Here is a 22005-nt window from a genome sequence, read left to right on the forward strand (position 1 = left end):
ATGAAAGCTTTTACGAAAAAAATTGTCTTGGAGAACGGCCGCGAGTTCTACGGATACGGTTTCGGAGCCGACCGCGAGGCCATCAACGAGATCGTCTTCAATACCTCGATGGTGGGGTATCAGGAGATCATGTCCGATCCGTCGTATACGGATCAGATGGTCGTGATGACCTACCCGCTGATCGGCAACTACGGTATGGCCGACGAGGATTACGAGACCAAAACGCCGACCATCGGCGGTATGATCGTGCGTGAGTACAACGACTCGCCGTCGAACTTCCGCTATACGAAGACGCTGAACGAGGTCTTCGAGGAGCACGACATTCCGGCCATCTGGGGCGTGGACACCCGGGCCCTGACGCGCATCATCCGCGACGAGGGGAGCCAGAAGGTGCTCATCACCGACGCGGCGACGTCGCACGACGAGGCCCTGCGCAAGCTCGGCGCATACGTCATGCCGCGCGACATGGTTTCGCGCGTGAGCTGTAAGAAGCGCTGGATGTCGCGTGTTCCCAACCACAAGTACGACGTCGTGGCCATCGACTGCGGCATCAAGTACAACATCATCCGTCTGTTGAACCGCGTGGGGTGCAACGTGACCGTCATGCCCTACAATTCCACCGTGGAGGAGGTCATGGCCTTCCATCCCGACGGGCTGGTGCTTTCGAACGGCCCGGGCAACCCCGAGGACGTGGCGCCGGTGATCGAGCTGGTGAAGCAGCTCCGCGGCAAACTGCCCATCTTCGGAATCTGCATGGGCCACCAGCTGATCTCGCTGGCCTACGGTGCCCGGACCTTCAAGATGAAGTTCGGCCACCGCGGAGCCAACCACCCGGTGAAGAACCTCGTGACGGGAAAACTCGAAATCACGAGCCAGAACCACAGCTATGCCGTGGATATCGATTCGCTCGCCGGAACGGGGCTTACGCTGACGCACGTCAACCTGCTCGATGGTACGGCTGAGGGCCTAGAGTGCGCCGCCGACCGGGTTTTCTCGATGCAGTACCACCCCGAGAGCGCTTCGGGTCCGCAGGACAGCGCCTATTTGTTCAAGAAGTTCACAAAAAAAATGGAGGAGCACAAAAATGCCTAGGAGAAAAGATATCAAGAAGGTTCTGGTCATCGGTTCGGGTCCCATCGTCATCGGACAGGCCGCCGAGTTCGACTATGCGGGTACGCAGGCGTGCCTCGCGCTCAGGGAGGAGGGTTATGAAGTGATCCTCGCCAACTCGAACCCTGCCACCATCATGACCGACACGCACATTGCGGACAAAGTCTACATGGAGCCGCTGACGCTGGAGTATGTCGCCAAGATCATCCGCTTCGAGCGTCCCGACGCCATCGTCCCGGGGCTGGGCGGGCAGACGGGCCTGAACCTGGCCGTGCAGCTGGCCAAGAAGGGTATCCTGCAGGAGTGCCAGGTCGAAATCCTGGGCACGTCGTTCGAGTCGATCGAGCGCGCCGAGGACCGCGAACTGTTCAAGGAGCTGTGCGAGTCGCTGGGCGAGCCGGTGCTCCCTTCGCATATCGCCACCTCGATCGAGGAGGCTGTGGCCCAGGCCGAGGAGATCGGCTATCCGGTGGTGCTGCGCCCGGCCTTCACGCTGGGCGGCACGGGAGGCGGTTTTGCCGACGACGAGGCCGAACTGCGCGAGATGATGCGCAACGCCCTGTCGCTCTCGCCCGTGCATCAGGTGCTCGTCGAGAAGAGCATCAAGGGATATAAGGAGATCGAGTACGAGGTGATGCGCGACAGCAACGACACGGCCATCTGCATCTGCTGCATGGAGAACATCGACCCGGTGGGTATCCACACCGGCGACTCGATCGTCGTTGCCCCGAGCCAGACGCTCACCAACAAGGAGTTCCAGATGCTGCGCGACTCGGCGCTGAAGATCATCCGCGAGCTGAAGATCGAAGGCGGCTGCAACGTGCAGTTCGCACTCGACCCCCTCTCGTTCAAATACTACCTGATCGAGGTCAATCCCCGTGTGTCGCGCTCCTCGGCCCTGGCATCGAAGGCTTCGGGCTATCCCATCGCCCGCGTTAGCGCGAAGATCGCCGTGGGACTCACGCTCGACGAGATCCGGATCGCCAACACGCCGGCGTCGTTCGAGCCGACACTGGACTACATCGTGACGAAGGTCGCCCGCTTCCCCTTCGACAAGTTCTCCGACGCGTCGAACAAACTCGGCACGCAGATGAAGGCCACCGGCGAGGTGATGTCCATCGGCCGCACGATGGAGGAGTCGCTGCTCAAGGCCGTGCGTTCGCTCGAAACGGGCGTCTGCCACATCTACCACAAGAAATTCGACAACTGGTCGAACGACGACCTGCTGGCCTACATCAAGGGAGGGACCGACGACCGGCTCTATGCCATCGGGCAGCTGATCCGCAACGGCGTCGACCTGGCGCTGATCTACGACAGGACGAAGATCGACATGTTCTTCCTGGAGAAGTTCAAGAACATCGTCGAGTTTGAAAACGTCGTCCGCGCACACCCGATGGATGTTGAGACGCTCCGCGCCGCCAAGCGCATGGGTTTCAGCGACAAGTATATCGGTCAGCTGTGGGGCCTTTCGCAGAACGAGATGTACCGTCTGCGCGAGACGAACGGCATCTTCCCGGTCTACAAGATGATCGACACCTGTGCCAGCGAGTTCGCCTCCTATGTGCCCTATTTCTACTCGACCTACGAGGAGGAGAACGAGTCGATCATCAGCACGAAAGAGAAGATCGTCGTGCTCGGCTCCGGTCCGATCCGCATCGGGCAGGGCGTCGAATTCGACTATTCGACCGTGCACGCCATCTGGTCGATCCGTGCGGCGGGCTACGAGGCCATCATCATCAACAACAACCCCGAGACCGTCTCGACCGACTATACCACCAGCGACAAGCTCTACTTCGAGCCGCTGACCGTCGAGGATGTGATGAACGTCATCCACCTCGAAAAGCCGAAGGCCATCGTGGTGTCGCTCGGCGGACAGACGGCCATCAACCTCGCCGAACCGCTCGCCGAACTGGGTGTGCCCATCATCGGCACGGACACGCAGGCGATCAAGAACGCCGAGGACCGCGGCTGCTTCGAGAAGATCATGGAGGAGCTGGGGATTCCGCAACCCGAGGCCGAGGCCGTGGTCGACATCGAGTCGGGCGTCCGTGCCGCGGCGCGCATCGGCTATCCGGTGCTGGTGCGTCCGAGCTACGTGCTGGGCGGCCGTGCCATGCAGATCGTCTCGAACGAGGAGCGCCTGCGCCACTACCTGCAGACCGCCGTGGAGATCGACGTGGACCAGCCGGTACTGGTCGACCGCTATATCATGGGCAAGGAGCTGGAGGTGGACGCCATCTGCGACGGCAAGGAGGTCTTCATCCCCGGCATCATGGAGCATGTCGAGCATACGGGTATCCACTCGGGCGACTCGATCAGCGTCTATCCGACCTTCAGCGTGAGCCAGAAGGCCAAGGACAAGATCATCGACTATACGGTCAAATTGGGCCTTCGGATCGGTATCGTGGGTCTCTACAACATCCAGTTCATCGTCGCCGGCGAGGACGACGTCTACGTCATCGAGGTCAACCCGCGTTCGTCGCGCACCGTGCCCTTCCTCTCGAAGTCCACGGGTGTGCCGATGGCTCACATCGCCACGCAGGTGATTCTGGGCAAGTCGCTCCGCGAGCAGGGCATCACCGAGGTCTACGGTCGTGAGAAGGAACGCTGGTATGTTAAGGCCCCGGCCTTCTCGTTCGCCAAGATCCGCGGCATGGACTCGTACCTTTCGCCCGAAATGAAATCGACGGGCGAGGCCATCGGCTACGACGACAAGTTGACCCGCGCGCTCTACAAGGCGCTGCAGGCTACGGGCATGCACGTCTCCAACTACGGAACGATCTTCGTGACGATCGCCGACCGCGACAAGGAGCAGGCTCTTCCGCTGGTGAAGCGTTTCTACGACCTGGGCTTCAACATCGAGGCGACGACCGGAACCGCCGAGTTCCTGCGGGCGCACAACATCCGCACGCGCACGCGCCGCAAGCTCAACGAGGGCAGCAGCGAGATCATCGAGGCGCTGCGCCAGGGGCATGTCAGCTACGTGATCAACACCATCGACATCAACCAGCACAACACGCGTCTGGACGGGTATGAAATCCGTCGCACGGCCGTCGAGAACAACGTGACGGTCTTCACGGCGCTGGAGACGGTGAAGGTGCTGCTGGACGTGTTGGAGGAGATCACGCTGCGGGTTTCGACGATCGACGCAAAATAAAATTCCGGCAGGAGGCCGGCGCTGTCGCCGGATCGTGGATCCCGGAGCTGCCCTGCAGTCCGGACCGGCCGGGGAGCAAAACCGGGAGCGGCCGGGTTGCTAAACCGGGGGCGAAACGGGGGTGCGGAAGAGCAGCCCTGAGTGCCCGGAACGGGCCCGGAGCGTGGGTTCTGCAGAGAACGGCATGCGGACGGTCTTGGTGCCTTCGGCGCCAAAAGTACGGAAAGGATAATTATGTATAAGAAGGATATTTATAAAATTCTCACGAACGAGCCGCTGACCGACGCGGTGTGGCGGATGACCCTCGCGGGCGATACGCAGTGGATCGCGGCGCCGGGGCAGTTTGTCAATATCGCGCTGGAAGGCAGGTATTTGCGCCGCCCTATCTCGATCTGTGATTACGATGATGGCTCGATTGTGCTGATCTACAAGGTCGTGGGCGAAGGAACCGCGCAGATGAGCCGCATGCTGCCGGGTGGGACGCTCGACCTGCTGACGGGACTGGGCAACGGTTTCTCGACGAAGAACGACGCGCGGAAGCCCCTGCTCGTCGGGGGCGGCGTGGGTGTGCCGCCGCTCTACAACCTGGCGAAAAAACTTCTCGCCGAAGGAAAACCCGTGCAGGTGGTGCTGGGCTTCAACACCGCGGCGGAGGTTTTCTACGAGGAGGAGTTCCGCGCGCTGGGCTGTCGGGTCGTCGTCGCGACGGTCGACGGTTCGCGGGGCGTCGGGGGATTCGTCACGACGGCCATCGCCGGGCAGGAGTTGGATTTCGATTACTTTTACGCCTGTGGACCGCTGCCGATGCTCCATGCGCTCTACGACGCCGTGGAGCAGGACGGACAGCTGTCGTTCGAAGAGCGCATGGGCTGTGGATTCGGCGCCTGCATGGGGTGTTCGTGCAAGACCAAATACGGCCACAAACGCATCTGCAAGGAGGGCCCCGTTTTGGAGAAAGGAGAGATCATATGGTAGACACATCGGTCGAACTGTGCGGCCTGAGGCTGGATAATCCGGTCGTCCCGGCCAGCGGAACCTTCGGCTACGGCAACGAGTTCCGCGCGTTCTACGACATCAACATCCTCGGGTCGTTCTCGTTCAAGGGGACGACGCGCGAGGCGCGCTTCGGCAATCCCACGCCGCGCATCGCCGAGTGCGCTGCGGGGATGATCAATGCCGTGGGGCTGCAGAATCCCGGCATCGACGCCGTGATCAGCGAGGAGCTGCCGCGGTTGAAAACCTTCTTCCGGAAACCCGTCATCGCCAATATTTCGGGCTTCTCGGTCGAGGAATATGCCTACTGCTGCGAACGCATCGACCGGCAGGAGCAGGTGGGGCTGATTGAGGTCAACGTCTCGTGTCCCAACGTGCGGCACGGCGGCATGTCGTTTGGAACCAGTCCGGAGGCCGCCGCGGAGGTGACGCGCGCCGTGAAGGCCGTGACGACGAAGCCCGTCTTCATCAAGCTTTCGCCCAACGTGACGGACATCGTCGCGATCGCCCGGGCGTGCGAGGAGGCGGGGGCCGACGGCATCTGTCTGATCAATACGCTGCTGGGCATGCGTATCGACGTCGTCCGCCGCCGTCCGGTCATTGCCAATACGATGGGCGGATTCTCGGGCACGGCGGTCTTCCCCGTTGCGCTGCGGATGGTCTATCAGGTGGCCCGGGCGTGCCGGATTCCCGTGATGGGATGCGGCGGCGTCACGACGGCCCGCGACGTGATCGAGATGATGATGGCCGGAGCCACGGCCGTGCAGGTCGGGGCTGCGAACCTTGTGAATCCCTATGCCTCGAAGGAGATCGTCGAGGCGCTGCCCGGCGAAATGGAGCGCCTGGGTATTGAAAAATTGAGTGACATAATCGGAATAATCGAATAGAAATGCAACGCGACGTAATCATTGCCTGTGACTTCAAGTCGGCGGAAGACACCTTCCGGTTTCTCGACCTCTTTCAGGCCGAAGAACGCAAACCTTTTCTGAAAATCGGCATGGAGCTGTTCTACGCCGAGGGTCCCGCCATCGTGCGGGAGATCAAGCGCCGGGGACATCGGATTTTCCTCGACCTGAAACTCCACGACATCCCCAACACCGTGAAAAAGGCGATGGCCGTGCTGTCGCGGCTGGATGCGGACATGTGCAACGTCCATGCAGCCGGGACTATCGAGATGATGAAGGCCGCGCTCGAGGGACTGACGCGCGAGGACGGCACGCGGCCCCTGCTGATTGCCGTGACGCAGCTCACCTCGACCAGCGAGGAGCGCATGCGCGGCGAACTTCTGATCAACGCCTCGATCAACGACACGATCGTGAAATATGCCCGGAACACCCGCGACGCAGGGCTGGACGGTGTGGTCTGCTCGCCGCTCGAAGCCGGCATGGTGCACGAGGCATGTGGCGAAGGGTTCCTCACGATCACGCCCGGCGTGCGTTTTGCCGATGGCGATGTGGCGGACCAGGTGCGCGTCACGACGCCGGCCCGCGCCCGGGAGATCGGTTCCGACTTCATCGTCGTGGGACGTCCGATCACCGCGGCCGAGGACCCCGTGGCGGCTTACCGCCGATGTGTTGCCGAATTTTGCGGCTGATTTGCTGAATGACTTGAAAATAATTTGCTTATGAAACCGGTGAAACTTTTCTACCTGCGCACGTGCCCCTTCTGCAAGAAGGCGCTGCGCTACATCGACGAGGCGCGTGCCGCCCATCCGGAGCTGGCCGCCGTCGGGATCGAGATGATCGAGGAATCGGAACAGCCCGATGTGGCCGATACGTTCGACTACTACTACGTGCCCACGTTTTATGTGGACGGCGTGAAGGTCCACGAGGGCGGCATCTATCCCGATGAGGTGGAGAAGATTTTGCGCTCGGCATTGGAATAAACCCTTGTTTTGAGGCGGGGCGCTGCCTGAGGCGGCCGTTGTCGGGGACTCTGCCGGCCACGGCCGTAGATCGGCATTGCGCCCGCCGAAGAGATGAAAACTGAAAAAAACGAAATAAGATGGAGAAGAAAATTGCTAAAGACCTGCTGTCTATCGGCGCGGTATTCCTGCGTCCCGAACAGCCTTTCACCTGGGCGAGCGGCATCAAAAGCCCGATCTACTGCGACAACCGGCTGACCCTGACGGCGCCTGTCGTCCGCGGCCATGTCGAGGAGGGACTCGCCGAAATCGTCCGCACGAAATTCCCCGAAGCCGAGGTGCTGATGGGAACCTCGACGGCCGGAATCGCCCATGCGGCCATCACAGCCACGATCCTCGACCTGCCGATGGGCTACGTGCGCTCGGGACAGAAGGACCACGGCCGCGGAAACCAGATCGAAGGCCGGTTGGAGAAGGGACAGAAGGTCGTCGTGATCGAGGACCTCATCTCGACGGGCGGTTCGTGCATCGAGGTGGTCGAGGCGCTGCGCGAGGCCGGTGCCGAGGTGCTCGGTGTGGCTTCGATCTTCACCTACGGGATGCGGAAGGGACTGGACCGCATGCGGGAGGCGAACGTCACGAATTACAGCCTGTCGAACCTCGACGCCCTGGTCGAAGTGGCTGCCGAGGAGGGGTATATCAAGCCCGAAGACAAGGCGCGGCTGATCGCCTTCCGAAACAACCCGTCGGACGAATCGTGGATGAAATAAGCGTTTGCCGCGATTGTCCGCTGCTTTCCGCATCTCCCCGGCGTGTTGCGAGGCGCAGGCTCGGTAGCTCCCGGCCGCATCCCGCGTCCCGTTCGGCGGAATTGGCCGGAGGACGATGGCAAATCCCGGGACTCCGAACGGAGGGGCGGACGAATTCCGGAAACTTGTAAATGAATTGAAAACCTATGCGACATTTGATTGATCCCACAGACCTTACGGTCGCCGAAACCGAGCAGATCGTAGCTCTGGCCGAGGATATTATCGCCAACCGCGCTAAGTACAGCGAGGCGTGCAAGGGCAAGAAGCTGGCCACGCTCTTCTACGAGCCTTCGACCCGCACGCGGCTGAGTTTCACGGCGGCGATGCTCGAACTGGGCGGGCAGGTCATCGGTTTCTCCGACGCCAACTCCTCGTCGGTGTCGAAGGGCGAGACGGTGGCCGACACCGTGCGCGTGATCCGCTGTTTCGCCGACATCATCGCCATGCGCCACTTCAAGGAGGGTGCGCCGCTGGTGGCCTCGCAGTATGCGGGCATCCCGGTCATCAACGCTGGCGACGGCAGCCACGCACACCCCACGCAGACGCTGACCGACCTGCTGACGATCAAGCGTGAGAAGGGACGCTTCGACAACATGACGATCGGATTCTGCGGCGACCTGAAATTCGGCCGCACGGTCCATTCGCTGATCAAGGCGCTGTCGCGCTACTCGAACATCAAGGTGATTCTGATCGCTCCGCAGGAGCTGCGGCTGCCCGACTACATGCTGGCCGAGATGACCGAGAACTCGAAGCTGGAGTTCCGCGAGGTCGAGACCATGGAGGAGGTGATGTCCGAGCTGGACATCCTCTACATGACGCGCGTCCAGAAGGAGCGTTTCCTCGACGAGGATGAGTTCGACCGCGTGAAGAACAGTTTCGTGCTCGACCCCGAGAAGCTGAAGACCGCCAAGGAGGATATGATCATTCTCCATCCGCTGCCGCGCGTCAACGAGATCACGCGCGCTGTGGACAACGACCCCCGCGCGGCGTACTTCCGCCAGGTCGAGAACGGAAAGTTCGTGCGCATGGCGCTGATCTATACGCTGCTGCGCTGGGCTGACGAGAACCGTCCCTTCGAACACACGCCGGTCTTCAACGAAAGCTATGTCGTGAATGAATACGAGTGCCCGAACCGCCGCTGCATCTCCGCTTCGGAGGATGTGGACCATTTGTTCCACCGTCAGGCGGACGGGACCTGCCGCTGTGCCTACTGTGAAGCGAAAGTTCGCTGACCGATTTTTTTACTCAACTCGATAATCTGGATTTAAAATGAAAACCCTCATCCTGTTGTTTTTTTCGGCCTTGGCCTGGGGCTGCTGCGAAAACCCGAAACACGAAGTGTCGCTGCGCCCTTCCGAATACGTCACGACGCTGGTCGGCACACAGTCCGACTATGCGTTTTCGACGGGTAACACCTATCCCGCCGTTGCCCTGCCGTGGGGCATGAACTTCTGGACGCCCCAGACGGGCAAGATGGGCGACGGCTGGGCCTACACCTACGGATCGCACACGATTCGGGGTCTGAAGCAGACGCATCAGCCCTCGCCGTGGATCAACGACTACGGACAGTTCTCCCTCATGCCCGTGCGCGGCAAGGACAAGATCGATGAAGAAGCGCGCCAGAGCTGGTTCTCCCACCAGGCGGAGACCGCGAAGCCCTACTATTATTCGGTCTATCTGGCCGACCACGATGTCGTGGCCGAGATGGCTCCGACGGAGCGTGCCGCCGTGTTGCGCTTCACCTTCCCCGAGAGTGAGGAGGCGGGAGTGGTGGTCGACGCTTTCGACCGCGGATCGCAGGTCAAGGTGATCGACGAAAGGACCCTCGCGGGCTATACGACGCGCAACAGCGGCGGTGTGCCCGACAATTTCCGCAACTGGTTCGTCATCCGCTTCGACAAGCCGATCGAGAGCTATCGGATGTTCGACGGCGGGCAGGAGATCCGGGGCGACGCCGTGACGGGCTCCCATGCGCTGGCGGCCGTGTACTTCACCACCCGCCGCGGCGAGCAGGTGACGGCGCGCGTAGCCTCGTCGTTCATCTCCGGGGAGCAGGCCCTCCGCAACCTCGAAACCGAGGTCGGCGATGCCGATTTTGAGACGGTGAAAGCCCGTGCGCAGGAGCGCTGGGACGAGGTGCTGGGCAAGATCGAGGTCTCGGGCGGCACTGTGGACCAGATGCGCACGTTCTACTCGTGTCTCTACCGGTCGACGCTGTTCCCGCGCAAATTCTACGAGATCGACGCCGAGGGCAATCCGGTGCATTACAGCCCCTACAACGGCGAGGTGCTGCCCGGATACATGTACACCGACACGGGTTTCTGGGACACGTTCCGATGCCTGTTCCCGCTGCTCAACCTGGTCTATCCGTCGGTCAACGCCGAGATTCAGGCCGGACTGGCCAATACCTGGCGCGAGAGCGGCTTCCTGCCCGAATGGGCCTCGCCGGGCCACCGCGGCTGCATGGTGGGCAACAACTCGGCCTCGGTTGTAGCCGACGCCATGCTCAAGGGCATCACCCCCGAGGAGGATGTCGCCACGCTCTACGAGGCGATGCTTGCGGGGCGCGACAAGGTGCATCCCGAGGCCAGCTCCACGGGGCGTCTCGGACACGAATATTACAACTCGCTGGGCTATGTGCCCTATAACGTGGGGATCAACGAAAATGCCGCCCGGACCCTGGAATATGCCTACGACGACTGGTGCATTGCGCAGGCGGCGAAGATGCTCGGCAGGGACGAAGATGCCGCACGGCTGGAAAAGGCAGCCCGCAACTACGCAAACCTGTTCGATCCCGAAACCCGCCTGATGCGGGGCCGCAACGAGGACGGCACCTTCCAGTCGCCGTTCAGCGCCTACAAGTGGGGCGACGCCTTCACCGAAGGCAACTCGTGGCACTACACCTGGTCGGTGTTCCACGATCCGGAGGGGCTGGCCGGGTTGATGGGCGGCAGGGCCGAATTCGGGAAGATGCTCGATTCGGTATTTGTCGTGCCGCCGATCTACGACGACAGCTACTACGGATTCCGCATCCACGAGATCACCGAAATGCAGGTGGCCAACATGGGCAACTACGCCCACGGAAACCAGCCGGCACAGCACATGATCTACCTCTATAACTACGTCGGCCAGCCGTGGAAGGCGCAGTGGTGGACGCGCGAGGTGATGGACCGGCTCTATTCGGCAAAGCCCGACGGATACTGCGGCGACGAGGACAACGGGCAGACCTCGGCATGGTATGTCTTCTCGGCCCTCGGGTTCTATCCCGTGTGTCCGGGGTCGGACGAGTATGTGGTCGGCTCTCCGCTGTTCCGCAAGGCGACGATCCACCTCGAGAACGGCCGCAGTGTGGAGATCGATGCTCCGCAGAACTGTGCCGAAAACCGCTATGTGGGCCGGATGACCGTCGACGGCAAGGCTGTCGGGAAGACGTTCCTCACCTACGGCGAGTTGCTCGACGGTGCAAAGATCGGTTTCGAGATGCAGTCGGAGCCCGACAAGGAGCGCGGAACGAAGCCCGGGGATGCTCCCTATTCGATGAGCCGGGAGGATTGTCGATAAATTGTCGATAGAATCTGTCCGGGAATTTTGAAAGTATGTCGAAAAGCGCTATTTTTGTAACGTTATTTTTACGACTGTTAGGTTAATTCCCCATGATTTCAGGCTACAATATCGACCAGCGCGAACGAGAGAGACAGCAGGGCCATGCCGCTGTTTTCTATTCGAGGGCGTGTCAGCATCAGATGAGATGTGCAGGGTCCCTGGAGCAACAGATGCCTGTCTGCGGGGTGCTCGGATAGATATAAGACCGCCATGGCATGCGATGTCGTGGCGGTCTGCTTTTTTGTTTCCTCCAAAAGACGGGTCTCAAGAGTGGAGGCCGATCTCCCGATCGGCAGACCAGGGCCGGAAGCCGGGAGACCGAAAAGGTCGCCGGATCAGAAGGCTGGGAGGCCGGCGGGGCAGGAGACCGGGACATTGGCTGTTTGGCAGGTCGGTTGGTCGGGAGACCGAAAAGGTCACCGGATCAGGAGGTTGGGAGGTTTCGATGTCGGTTCTCCGTCCGTTTGAGAGGCGGATTTTTAAGTGATATGAAAAACGAATTCGTATGAAAGTAGGTGTGATTATGGGCTCTGTGAGCGACTACGAGGTGATGGCCGATGCCGTTGCCCTGCTCGAGACGTTCGGTGTCGAGTTTGAAAAACGGGTGGTCAGCGCCCACCGTACGCCCGATCTGTTGTGCGAATACGCCAAGACGGCTCGCGAGCGCGGGATCGGCGTGATCATCGCCGGAGCCGGCGGTGCGGCGCATCTGCCGGGTATGGTGGCCTCGATGACCCCGCTGCCCGTGGTGGGCGTTCCCGTGAAGTCGCGTGCCCTGAACGGGCTGGACTCGCTGCTGTCGATCGTGCAGATGCCCGCGGGGGTTCCCGTGGCCACGACCGCCATCAACGGGGCGAAGAACGCCGCGCTGATCGCCGTGTCGATCCTCGCTCTGCAGGATGACGCTCTGGCGGCGAAACTCGACGCTTTCCGCGCGAAGCAGACTGCGGATGTGCTGAAAGCCGAAATATAGAGGAATTTCCGGCCGCATGCAGCCCCTTGCGGGGGAGGCGCGTGGCACCAAAGAGACTCCGGGGCCGCTGTGCGGCTCGGGGATTCCCCGCAATTGCACTCGTCGGCCGTGCCCTTGGGGCGGAGCGGAGCTGCAGATGCGGTGAAGGACAGGCCGCGGACGATGGCGGTCGAAAGCAAAAAAGAACAATGAAGAACGAACGACAGAATTCCAAATCGGTGAAGACCATCGGTATCATAGGGGGCGGCCAGCTGGGGCTGATGATCGCCGAGCAGGCGCGGGAACTGGGTGTGCGCACCGTGTGTCTCGACCCGGCGGCCGACGCTCCGGCATTCAATGTTTGCGACGACCATATTGTCGCGGCGTATGACGATGCGGCGGCGCTCGAAGAACTCTGCCGCCGCAGCGACGCGGTGACCTATGAATTCGAAAATGTTCCGGGCGACATTCTGATTCCGCTGTGCGGGAAATACAACATCCCGCAGGGCTACAAGCCCCTGTATGATTCGCAGGACCGTCTGCGCGAGAAGTCGAACGCCCGCGACCACGGGCTGCGCACACCCGGGTTCGAGGCCGTGGACGACGAAGCGTCGCTGCGCGAAGCCGTGCGGCGGCTGGGGCTTCCCGCCGTGCTGAAAACCCGCACGCTGGGCTACGACGGCCACGGACAGATGGTGCTGAAAACGGAGGACGACATCGCCGGGGCACTGCCCCTGCTTGCGGTTCCCTGCATCCTGGAGGAGTTCGTGCCGTTCGACTCCGAGGCCAGCATCGTGATGGTGGCGGATGCCGAGCGGGTCGTGAGTTTTCCCGTGGGGCGCAACGTCCACCGCGACGGGATTCTGGATTTGTGCTTCGTGCCCGCCGACGTCGATGCCGGACTCCTGGAGCGGATGAAACTCCAGAGCGAGCGCTTCATGCGCGATAGCGGCTATCGGGGCATTCTGGCCATCGAGTATTTCATCAAGGGCGATGAGATTTACTTCAACGAGATGGCGCCGCGTCCGCATAATTCGGGACACTACACCATAGAGGGTGCGACCACGAACCAGTTCCGTGAATTGGTCCGCTATCTGATCGGAGCGCCTTTGCAGGAGCCGCAGGCGGTGGCTCCCACGGTGATGAAAAATATTTTGGGGCAGGACCTCGAAGCCGCCGCGGAAATCGCCGCGGAGAACCTCCCGGGGGTCTACGTCCACCTCTACGGCAAGACGGAGAGCCGTCCCAAGCGCAAGATGGGCCACATCACGTTTGTGGGGATGGATGCCGCACGCTTCGAGGCCGAATGGGCCGGGCGATTTGTGAAATAGACGGTCGAGCCCTTCCGCAGGCCCCTTCCCTCCGGGGCGAGGCCTGCATGTACGGCCGAGGGCCGCGATAGTGCGGCGTCGTGGGCCGCAGAACGATGAGCAAAACAAAACAGAGATAATGAACAACAGGACCAACTACCGCATTTTTGTTGAGAAATTACCCCGCTTCCGGGTCGAGGCCGAGAGCCTGCGCCGCGAGCTGAACACCAATCTGAACCTGGCGTTGGGCGAGGTGCGCCTGCTCTGCGTCTACGATCTTTTCGGCTTCAGCGCCGAGCTGCTGGAAAAGAGCCGCTATACGGTTTTCGGCGAGGTGGTGACCGATTCGGTGACCGACTCGTTCGACCTGACGGGGCGCAAGTATATTGCCGTGGAATACCTGCCCGGGCAGTTTGACCAGCGCGCCGCGTCGGCCGTCGACTGCGTGCGGCTGATCGATCCCGAGGCCCGGGTCGACATCCGCTCGTCGCGGCTGCTCGTTTTCGACGATAAGGTGACCGATGGGCAGCTGGCGAAGATCCGGCATTACTACATCAATGCCGTCGAATCGCGCGAGAAGGACCTCTCGGTGCTCAGCGACATGGAGCAGGCCGAAGTGAAGCCCGTCGCCGTGCTCGAGGGCTTCCGCGAGATGGAGGATTCCGACGCGGAGGCCTATTGCCGGAAGATGGGGTTGGCGATGAATGCCGACGACCTGCGCGAGGTGGTGAAATACTTCCGTTCGGAGGGGCGCGATCCCTACGAAACGGAGCTGCGCATCCTCGACACGTACTGGAGCGACCACTGCCGGCATACGACCTTCACGACCGAACTCGAGGGTATCACCGTCGAGGAGTCGTTCGCCAAGGAGGAGATCGAGGATTCGCTGGCGTTGTATCTGCGCATTCGCCGCGAACTGGGCCGGGAGCACAAGAGCCTCTGCCTGATGGATATGGCCACGATCGGCGCGCGGTACCTCAAGCAGAAGGGACTGCTGGACGACATGGAGGTCTCGGAGGAGAACAACGCCTGCTCGGTGCATATCGACGTCGATGTCGACGGACACACCGAGCAGTGGCTCCTGCAATTCAAGAACGAAACCCACAACCACCCGACCGAGATCGAACCCTTCGGCGGGGCTTCGACCTGTCTGGGCGGCGCCATCCGTGACCCGCTGTCGGGCCGCAGCTACGTCTATCAGGCGATGCGCGTGACGGGTGCGGGAGACATTTACCGTCCGGTTTCCGAGACCCTTCCCGGAAAACTGCCCCAGAGCGTCATTTCGAAGAAGGCCGCGGCGGGGTACTCGAGCTACGGCAACCAGATCGGACTGGCTACGACCCATGTCCGCGAGATTTATCACGACGACTATGTCGCCAAACGCCTCGAAGTGGGGGCCGTGGTGGGGGCCGTGAAGGCTGCCAATGTCCGCCGCGAGCGTCCCGCGCCGGGCGATAAGATCATTATGTTCGGCGGACGCACGGGGCGCGACGGAATCGGCGGAGCGACCGGCTCTTCGAAGGAGCACGATGCAAAGTCGCTCGAAACCTGCGGCAGCGAGGTGCAGAAGGGCAATGCCCCCGAGGAGCGCAAGCTCGAGAGGCTGTTCCGCCGTCCGGAGGTGACGCGTCTGGTCAAGAAGTCGAACGACTTCGGTGCGGGCGGCGTCAGCGTCGCCATCGGCGAGCTGGCCGACGGACTGGACATCTATCTCGACCGCGTGAAGACCAAGTACAGCGGCCTGAACTCCACGGAACTGGCCATCAGCGAGTCGCAGGAGCGCATGTCGGTTGTGGTCGAGGCCGGGGATGTCGAGGAGTTCATGCGTTACTGCCGCGAGGAGAACATCGAGGCGGTACACGTGGCCGATGTGACCAACACGGCGCGCATGCGGATGTTCAACGGCGACCGGAAGGTCGTGGACCTCAAGCGCGAATTCATCGACAGCGCCGGGGCGAAGCATTATGCCGAGGCGCGGATCGGTGCGGTGGAGAACCGCGATCCCTTTGCCCGCGAGGTGGCGGGTGAGACCCTCGCCGAGCGTTTTGCGAACAACCTCAAGGACAACAATGTCGTCTCGCAGCGGGGACTCGTGGAGATGTTCGACGCGACGATCGGCCGCTCGACGGTGCTGATGCCCTTCGGTGGCCGCATGCAGCGCAGCGAGACGCAGGTCTCGGTGCAGAAGCTCCCCACGGACGGCTATACCGATACGGCCAGCATCATGGCCTTCGGCTACAACCCCTATCTGGCATCGTGGAGCCCCTACCACGGCGCGGCCTATGCCGTCGTCGAAGCTGCGGCGAAGGTCGTGGCCGCGGGTGCGCGTTACGACCGGATGCGCTACTCCTATCAGGAGTATTTCGAGCGCATGACCCGGAATCCCGAGTCGTGGGGCAAGCCGCTCGGGGCACTGCTCGGTGCGCTGAAGATGCAGGTCGAACTGGGCCTGCCTTCGATCGGCGGCAAGGACTCGATGTCTGGAACGTTCCAGGACATCAACGTGCCGCCGATGCTGATGGCTTTCGGTATCACGACGGTCGATGCCTCGAAGGTCATTTCCACCGACCTGAAAGGCCCCGGGCACCGCATCTATCTCGTCCGCCATACTCCGCTGGAGAACCGGATGCCCGACACGGCACAGCTGAAGGAGAACTTTGCGTTCGTCAGCGGGCAGATCGAGTCCGGGAAACTCCTCTCGGCCTGGGCCGTGGGCTTCGGCGGTATCGGCGAGGGCCTCGCGAAGATGGCTTTCGGCAACGGTGTCGGCGCAGAGGTGACGGCGGATGAAAAGCTGCTGTACGAATATGCCTACGGCTCGATCCTCGTCGAGTGCGAGGGCACGCTCGAATACCCCCGCGCCGAGCGGCTGGGCTTCACCGTCGCCGAGGAGGTGCTGACGGTCAACGGCGTGAAAATGCCTCTTGAAGAGCTCTATAAAGCCAATACGGAGAAATTTGCGGCGGTTTACCCGGACAAGGGCCGGAACTCGGCCGAGGTGATGACCTCCGCACCCGTGGCGAAGACGTTCGTCTATCCCGGCGAGGCGGTCGAGACCCCGGTGGTCTATATCCCGGTGTTCCCCGGCACGAACTGCGACTACGACACCGCCAAGGCGTTCCGCACGGCGGGGGCCGAAGTCCGGACGAGCGTCCTGTGCAACATCTCCGGCGACGACGTCCTGCGCTCGATCGCCGAAATGAAGGAGCATATCCGCCGGGCGCACATCTTCGTGCTCGCAGGCGGGTTCTCGGCGGGCGACGAACCCGACGGAAGCGCCAAGTTCATTGTCAATGTATTGAACAATAAGGATATTCGCGACGAAATCCACGCGTTGATCGACCGCGGCGGTCTGATTCTGGGCATCTGCAACGGTTTCCAGGCACTGGTCAAGTCGGGCCTTTTGCCCTACGGACGTCTGGGTATGGTCACCAAGGAGTCGCCGACGCTGTTCCGCAACGACATCAACCGGCATATTTCGCAGATCGTCACCACGCGTGTCGCCACGACCGCTTCTCCGTGGCTCTGCGGCTTCGAACCGGGTGAACTGCATTCGATCGCCGTCAGCCACGGCGAAGGCAAGTTCGTGGTGAGCGAGGAGCTCGCCCGCGAGCTGTTCGCCAACGGGCAGGTGGCCTTCCAGTATGCCGATGCTGCGGGAAATCCCACGGCTGAGGCTCCCTGCAACCCCAACGGGTCGTCCTACGCCATCGAAGGTATTATCTCGCGGAACGGACAGATCCTCGGAAAGATGGGCCATACGGAGCGTTACGAACAAAACCTGTTCAAGAACATCGCCGGCAACAAGCAGCAGTCGCTGTTTGCCAATGCCGTGGCCTATTTCCGCAAAGAACGATAACCCGATAACCCGAGACCGATGAAGACGTTCCTGTACCGATTTTGCGGCATGTTGCTGTTTGCGGCGATGCTTGTTCCGGGCCCTGTCCAGGCCCGGAAGAGAGCGAAGAGCCCGAAAAACAACATGCGCCTGCTGTATTGGAACATCCAGAACGGGATGTGGTCCGGGCAGGGCGACAACTACGACAAGTTTGTGGAGTGGGTCCGGGCCTGCGATCCGGATGTCTGCGTCTGGTGCGAGGCCCAGTCGATCTACAGGACCGGCACGGCCGACAAGATGGAGGCTGACGCGCGTTATCTGGTCGGGAACTGGGGCGTATTGGCCGCCCGCTACGGCCACAAATACTGGTATGTGGGTGGACATCGCGACAATTACCCGCAGGTGATCACGTCGAAATATCCGATCGGGAACGTCGAACGTATCGTCGGCGCGGAGCCCGACAGTGTGGTGACGCACGGCGCGGGCTGGGCGCGCATCGAGAAGAACGGCAAGACGGTGAACATCGTCACGCTCCATGCCTGGCCGCAGGGATATGCCTTCGGGGCCGGGGACCGTGCTGCGAGCCGTGCCGAAAACGGCGGCGACAAATACCGCCTCATGGAGATGGAATACATCTGCAACCATACGATCCGTAGGGTCCCGGGAGCCGAAAAGCAGCTCTGGATGATGTTGGGCGACTTCAACGCGCATGCGTCGTGCGACAACAGTTTCTACAAGTATCCGGCGGACGACCCCCGTTTTTGGGTGCACGACTACCTGCTCCGGAGCACGCCCTATGTGGATGTGATCGCCGGGAAACACCCCGGGGAGTTCAAGACCACGACGGGCGGCAAGGCGCGCATCGACTTCGTTTACTGCACACCGCCGCTCTACGAGCGCATCACGCATGCCGATGTGGTGACCGACGCCTACACCGGGCCGGTCCGCGATCCGGGCGGACTTTCGAATTTCTGGCACCCCTCGGACCACCGTCCGATCGTGGTGGACTTCAATATGCAATGAAACAGCGAATCAAATAATCCAAAAAACACCAAACATCATGAAACAGTTCGAAATGCTCTACGAGGGCAAGGCAAAACAAGTTTTCCGCACGGACGATCCCGATAAGATCATCATCCACTACAAGGATGCCGCTACGGCTTTCAACAACATCAAGAAAGCCACGATCGAAAACAAGGGCGTGCTGAACAACGCCATTTCGACCCTGATCTTCAAGGAACTGCAGAAGGCCGGCGTGAAGACCCACTATGTCGAGACGATCAACGACCGCGATCAGATCTGCCGCCGGGTGACGATCATTCCGCTGGAGGTGATCGTGCGCAACGTCATCGCCGGTTCGATGGCCCAGCGTCTCGGCATCGAGGAGGGCACGCAGCCCTCGAACGTCATTTTCGACATTTGCTACAAGAAGGACGAACTGGGCGACCCGCTGATCAACGACCATCACGCCGTTGCGCTGGGTGCCGCTACCTATGAGGAGCTGAACGAGATCTATGCCATGACGGCCAAGATCAACGAGGTGCTCAAGGAGCTGTTCCTGAAGATGAACATCAAGCTGGTGGATTTCAAGATCGAGTTCGGCAAGACGTCGGACGGCGAGATCGTGCTGGCCGACGAGGTGTCGCCCGACACCTGCCGCCTGTGGGACGCCACGACCAACGAGAAACTCGACAAGGACCGTTTCCGCCGCGACCTGGGCAAGGTCCGCGAGGCTTATGAGGAGATTCTGGCGCGCCTGCAAAAAATCGTAGAATAGTATGATGGAAGTGATCCGCGACCGTGAATTGCACGAGGAGTGCGGGGTGTTCGGCATCTATGGGGTGCCGAATGCCGCGTCGCTGACCTATTACGGTCTCCACGCCCTGCAGCACCGCGGGCAGGAGGGGGCCGGCATTGTCTCGGTGGACGAGGGCGGCGTGTTCCGCCGCATCAAGGGCGGAGGTCTGGTGACGGAAGTCTTCGACGAGGCGAAACTCGCCACGCTGAAAGGATCCACGGCCATCGGCCATGTGCGTTACACCACGGCCGGGGGCGGCGGCATGGAGAATGTCCAGCCGTTCCTCTTCCGCCACAACACGGGCGACTTCGCGCTGGCGCATAACGGCAACATCGTCAATTCGGAGTTGCTGCGCCGCCACCTCGAAAACAAGGGCAGTCTGTTTCAGTCGACTTCCGACAGCGAGATCCTGGCCCACCTGATCAAGAAGGAGACGCGCTACCACGACCGGCCGCGCATCTTTTCGATTATCGACGCGCTGAACATGCTCGAAGGCTCCTTTGCCTTCCTGATCATGACGGCCAACCGCATCTATGCCTGCCGCGACAAGTACGGACTGCGTCCGCTGTCGATCGGCAAGCTGGGCGACGGATGGGTGGTTTCGAGTGAGACCTGCGCTTTCGATGTGCTGGGTGCGGAGTTCGTGCGCGACGTCGAGCCGGGCGAGATCGTGACGATCGACCGGACGGGCATCCGCAGCCGCGACTACTCGATGTACAAGCGCCACGAGATGTGCTCGATGGAGTACATCTATTTCGCACGCCCGGACAGCGATGTCGACGGATGCAACGTCCATGCCTACCGCAAGGAGTCGGGGCGTCTGCTCTGGAAGGAGGCTCCCGCCGAGGCGGACATTGTGGTCGGCGTGCCCGATTCGAGCCTCAGTGCCGCGATGGGTTATGCCGAGGCGAGCGGCCTGCCCTATGAAATGGGACTTATCAAGAACAAGTATATCGGCCGCACCTTCATCCAGCCCTCGCAGGAGCTGCGTGAAAAGGGCGTGAGGATGAAACTTTCGGCCGTGCGTTCGATTGTCAAGGGCAAGCGCGTGGTGCTGGTGGACGACTCGATCGTGCGCGGCACGACCTCGCGGCGCATCGTCGCGATGCTCAAAGAGGCGGGAGCCATCGAAGTGCACGTGCGCATCGCCAGCCCTCCGATGACCGATCCCTGCTTCTACGGCGTGGATACCTCGACGCGCGAGGAGCTGATCTCGGCCCGCAAGAACACGGCGGAGGTCTGTGCGGAGATCGGGGCCGATTCGCTGGTCTTCCTCTCGCCCGAGGCGCTGTTGAAGGCGGGCAACCGCAAGGAACTTTGCATGGCCTGCTTCACGGGACACTATCCCACGGCGCTGTACCAGTTGCCCGAGGAGGCCAATAAAGACGTTAAGTGTTAAGACATTCCGGTCGCAACGCGATAAGCCCCTCCCGCGGGGGAGGCTTGGAGTGGGGTCAGGATGGCAAACGCGGCGAGATGCCGTGGATGATAGGGCCGACAGCATTCCCGGAGCATGAAATTTAATCAAATAGTATTGTTTTATGGCTCAAAGTTATGAAAAGGCCGGCGTGAATCTCGAAGCCGGATACGAAGTGGTGCGGCGCATCAAAAAGCATGTGGCCTCGACCTCGCGTCTGGGGGTGATGGGTAACATCGGCGCCTTTGGCGGCATGTTCGACCTCTCGGCCCTCAAGGTGAAGGAACCGGTGCTCGTGAGCGGGACCGACGGCGTGGGAACCAAACTCAAGCTGGCCTTCGAAATGGACAAGCACGATACGATCGGCATTGATGCCGTGGCCATGTGCGTCAACGACGTGCTGGCGCAGGGTGCCGAACCGCTGGTATTCCTCGACTACGTGGCTGTGGGGCACAACGAACCCCAGAAGATCGAGGCCATCGTCGCGGGTGTCGCCGAGGGCTGCCGTCAGGCCGGCTGTGCGTTGGTGGGCGGCGAGACCGCCGAGATGCCGGGCATGTATACCGAGGGCGAATACGACATCGCCGGATTCACGGTGGGCGTCGTGGAGAAGTCGCAGCTGATCGACGGTTCGAAGGTCAAGGCGGGCGATGTGCTGGTGGGTGTGGCGTCGAGCGGCGTGCACTCCAACGGCTTCAGTCTCGTGCGCAAGATCGTCGCGGACAACTGCCTGAACCTGCACGAATCCTATCCCGAGTTGTCGAACAAAGAGCTCGGCGAGGTGCTGCTCACGCCGACGAAAATCTATGTGAAGCAGGTGCTGGAGGTGATTCGCAACTGCGACGTGCACGGCATCAGCCACATCACGGGCGGAGGTTTCGACGAAAACATTCCCCGCATCCTCGGCCCGGGTCAGGGACTCGAGATCGACGAAGGGGCGTGGGAGATTCTGCCCGTGTTCCGCTTCCTGGAGAAGTACGGCAAGGTGGCCCACCGCGAGATGTTCAACATCTTCAACATGGGTATCGGCATGGTCATCGCACTCGATGCCGCCGAGGCACAGAAAGCCATTGATATCCTCACGGAGCAGGGTGAGCGCGCCACGGTCATCGGGCGCGTAACCGACACCGAGGGTGTCGTTATCCGATAGGGGG

Annotated in this window: 16 protein-coding genes; all 16 read left to right on the top strand. The window is 61.4% G+C overall.

What is annotated here, in order from left to right; translation table 11 throughout:
* The 16 genes from carA to purM all read left to right on the top strand — a co-directional run bounded on the left by carA (position 1) and on the right by purM (position 22001).
* The gene (gene carA, locus QZ460_RS00335; RefSeq protein WP_290539592.1) at positions 1-1092 is read left to right on the top strand and encodes a glutamine-hydrolyzing carbamoyl-phosphate synthase small subunit; all 1092 of its coding nucleotides are present in this window, start codon (positions 1-3) and stop codon (positions 1090-1092) included.
* Positions 1085-4267, top strand: a complete 3183-nt coding sequence (gene carB / locus QZ460_RS00340) for a carbamoyl-phosphate synthase large subunit (protein ID WP_290539593.1) — start codon at positions 1085-1087, stop codon at positions 4265-4267. The genes carA and carB overlap by 8 nt, the downstream gene beginning before the upstream one ends.
* A gap of 234 nt (positions 4268-4501) precedes the next feature.
* Positions 4502-5242: a dihydroorotate dehydrogenase electron transfer subunit gene (locus QZ460_RS00345; RefSeq protein WP_290539594.1), complete on the top strand. Its 741-nt coding sequence runs from the start codon at positions 4502-4504 to the stop codon at positions 5240-5242.
* Complete coding sequence (locus tag QZ460_RS00350; protein ID WP_290539595.1) at positions 5236-6147, top strand: dihydroorotate dehydrogenase; 912 nt, start codon at positions 5236-5238, stop codon at positions 6145-6147. Before QZ460_RS00345 ends, QZ460_RS00350 begins: the two co-directional genes overlap by 7 nt.
* Before the next feature lie 2 nt (positions 6148-6149).
* Positions 6150-6854: an orotidine-5'-phosphate decarboxylase gene (gene pyrF / locus QZ460_RS00355; RefSeq protein WP_290539596.1), complete on the top strand. Its 705-nt coding sequence runs from the start codon at positions 6150-6152 to the stop codon at positions 6852-6854.
* Between the two features lie 30 nt (positions 6855-6884).
* Entirely contained in the window at positions 6885-7145 is a 261-nt protein-coding gene (locus QZ460_RS00360) for a thioredoxin family protein (RefSeq protein WP_290539597.1), read from the top strand.
* A 119-nt stretch (positions 7146-7264) separates the two neighbouring features.
* A complete protein-coding gene (gene pyrE / locus QZ460_RS00365) occupies positions 7265-7894 on the top strand; it encodes an orotate phosphoribosyltransferase (protein WP_290539598.1) in 630 nt (209 codons plus the stop codon).
* 185 nt (positions 7895-8079) lie between these two features.
* Positions 8080-9165, top strand: a complete 1086-nt coding sequence (pyrB, locus tag QZ460_RS00370) for an aspartate carbamoyltransferase (protein WP_290539599.1) — start codon at positions 8080-8082, stop codon at positions 9163-9165.
* 37 nt (positions 9166-9202) lie between these two features.
* On the top strand, positions 9203-11494 hold the full coding sequence (locus tag QZ460_RS00375; protein ID WP_290539600.1) for a GH92 family glycosyl hydrolase: 2292 nt from the start codon (positions 9203-9205) through the stop codon (positions 11492-11494).
* A gap of 541 nt (positions 11495-12035) precedes the next feature.
* Positions 12036-12509 (top strand): 5-(carboxyamino)imidazole ribonucleotide mutase, encoded by a 474-nt coding sequence (gene purE, locus QZ460_RS00380; RefSeq protein ID WP_366934977.1) that lies wholly within the window; start codon positions 12036-12038, stop codon positions 12507-12509.
* A 188-nt stretch (positions 12510-12697) separates the two neighbouring features.
* On the top strand, positions 12698-13819 hold the full coding sequence (gene purK / locus QZ460_RS00385; protein ID WP_290539602.1) for a 5-(carboxyamino)imidazole ribonucleotide synthase: 1122 nt from the start codon (positions 12698-12700) through the stop codon (positions 13817-13819).
* 118 nt (positions 13820-13937) lie between these two features.
* Positions 13938-17657: a phosphoribosylformylglycinamidine synthase gene (locus tag QZ460_RS00390; RefSeq protein ID WP_290539603.1), complete on the top strand. Its 3720-nt coding sequence runs from the start codon at positions 13938-13940 to the stop codon at positions 17655-17657.
* A gap of 66 nt (positions 17658-17723) precedes the next feature.
* Positions 17724-18659, top strand: a complete 936-nt coding sequence (locus tag QZ460_RS00395; protein ID WP_290539777.1) for an endonuclease/exonuclease/phosphatase family protein — start codon at positions 17724-17726, stop codon at positions 18657-18659.
* A 37-nt stretch (positions 18660-18696) separates the two neighbouring features.
* A complete protein-coding gene (gene purC, locus QZ460_RS00400) occupies positions 18697-19413 on the top strand; it encodes a phosphoribosylaminoimidazolesuccinocarboxamide synthase (RefSeq protein WP_290539604.1) in 717 nt (238 codons plus the stop codon).
* A gap of 1 nt (position 19414) precedes the next feature.
* Positions 19415-20833: an amidophosphoribosyltransferase gene (gene purF, locus QZ460_RS00405; protein WP_290539605.1), complete on the top strand. Its 1419-nt coding sequence runs from the start codon at positions 19415-19417 to the stop codon at positions 20831-20833.
* Positions 20834-20975: 142 nt separating this feature from the next.
* Positions 20976-22001, top strand: coding sequence for a phosphoribosylformylglycinamidine cyclo-ligase (purM, locus tag QZ460_RS00410; RefSeq protein WP_290539606.1), 1026 nt, complete (start codon positions 20976-20978; stop codon positions 21999-22001).
* Positions 22002-22005: the final 4 nt, after the last annotated feature.

This window comes from Alistipes sp. (genome assembly GCF_020026455.1).
Classification (GTDB): domain Bacteria; phylum Bacteroidota; class Bacteroidia; order Bacteroidales; family Rikenellaceae; genus Alistipes.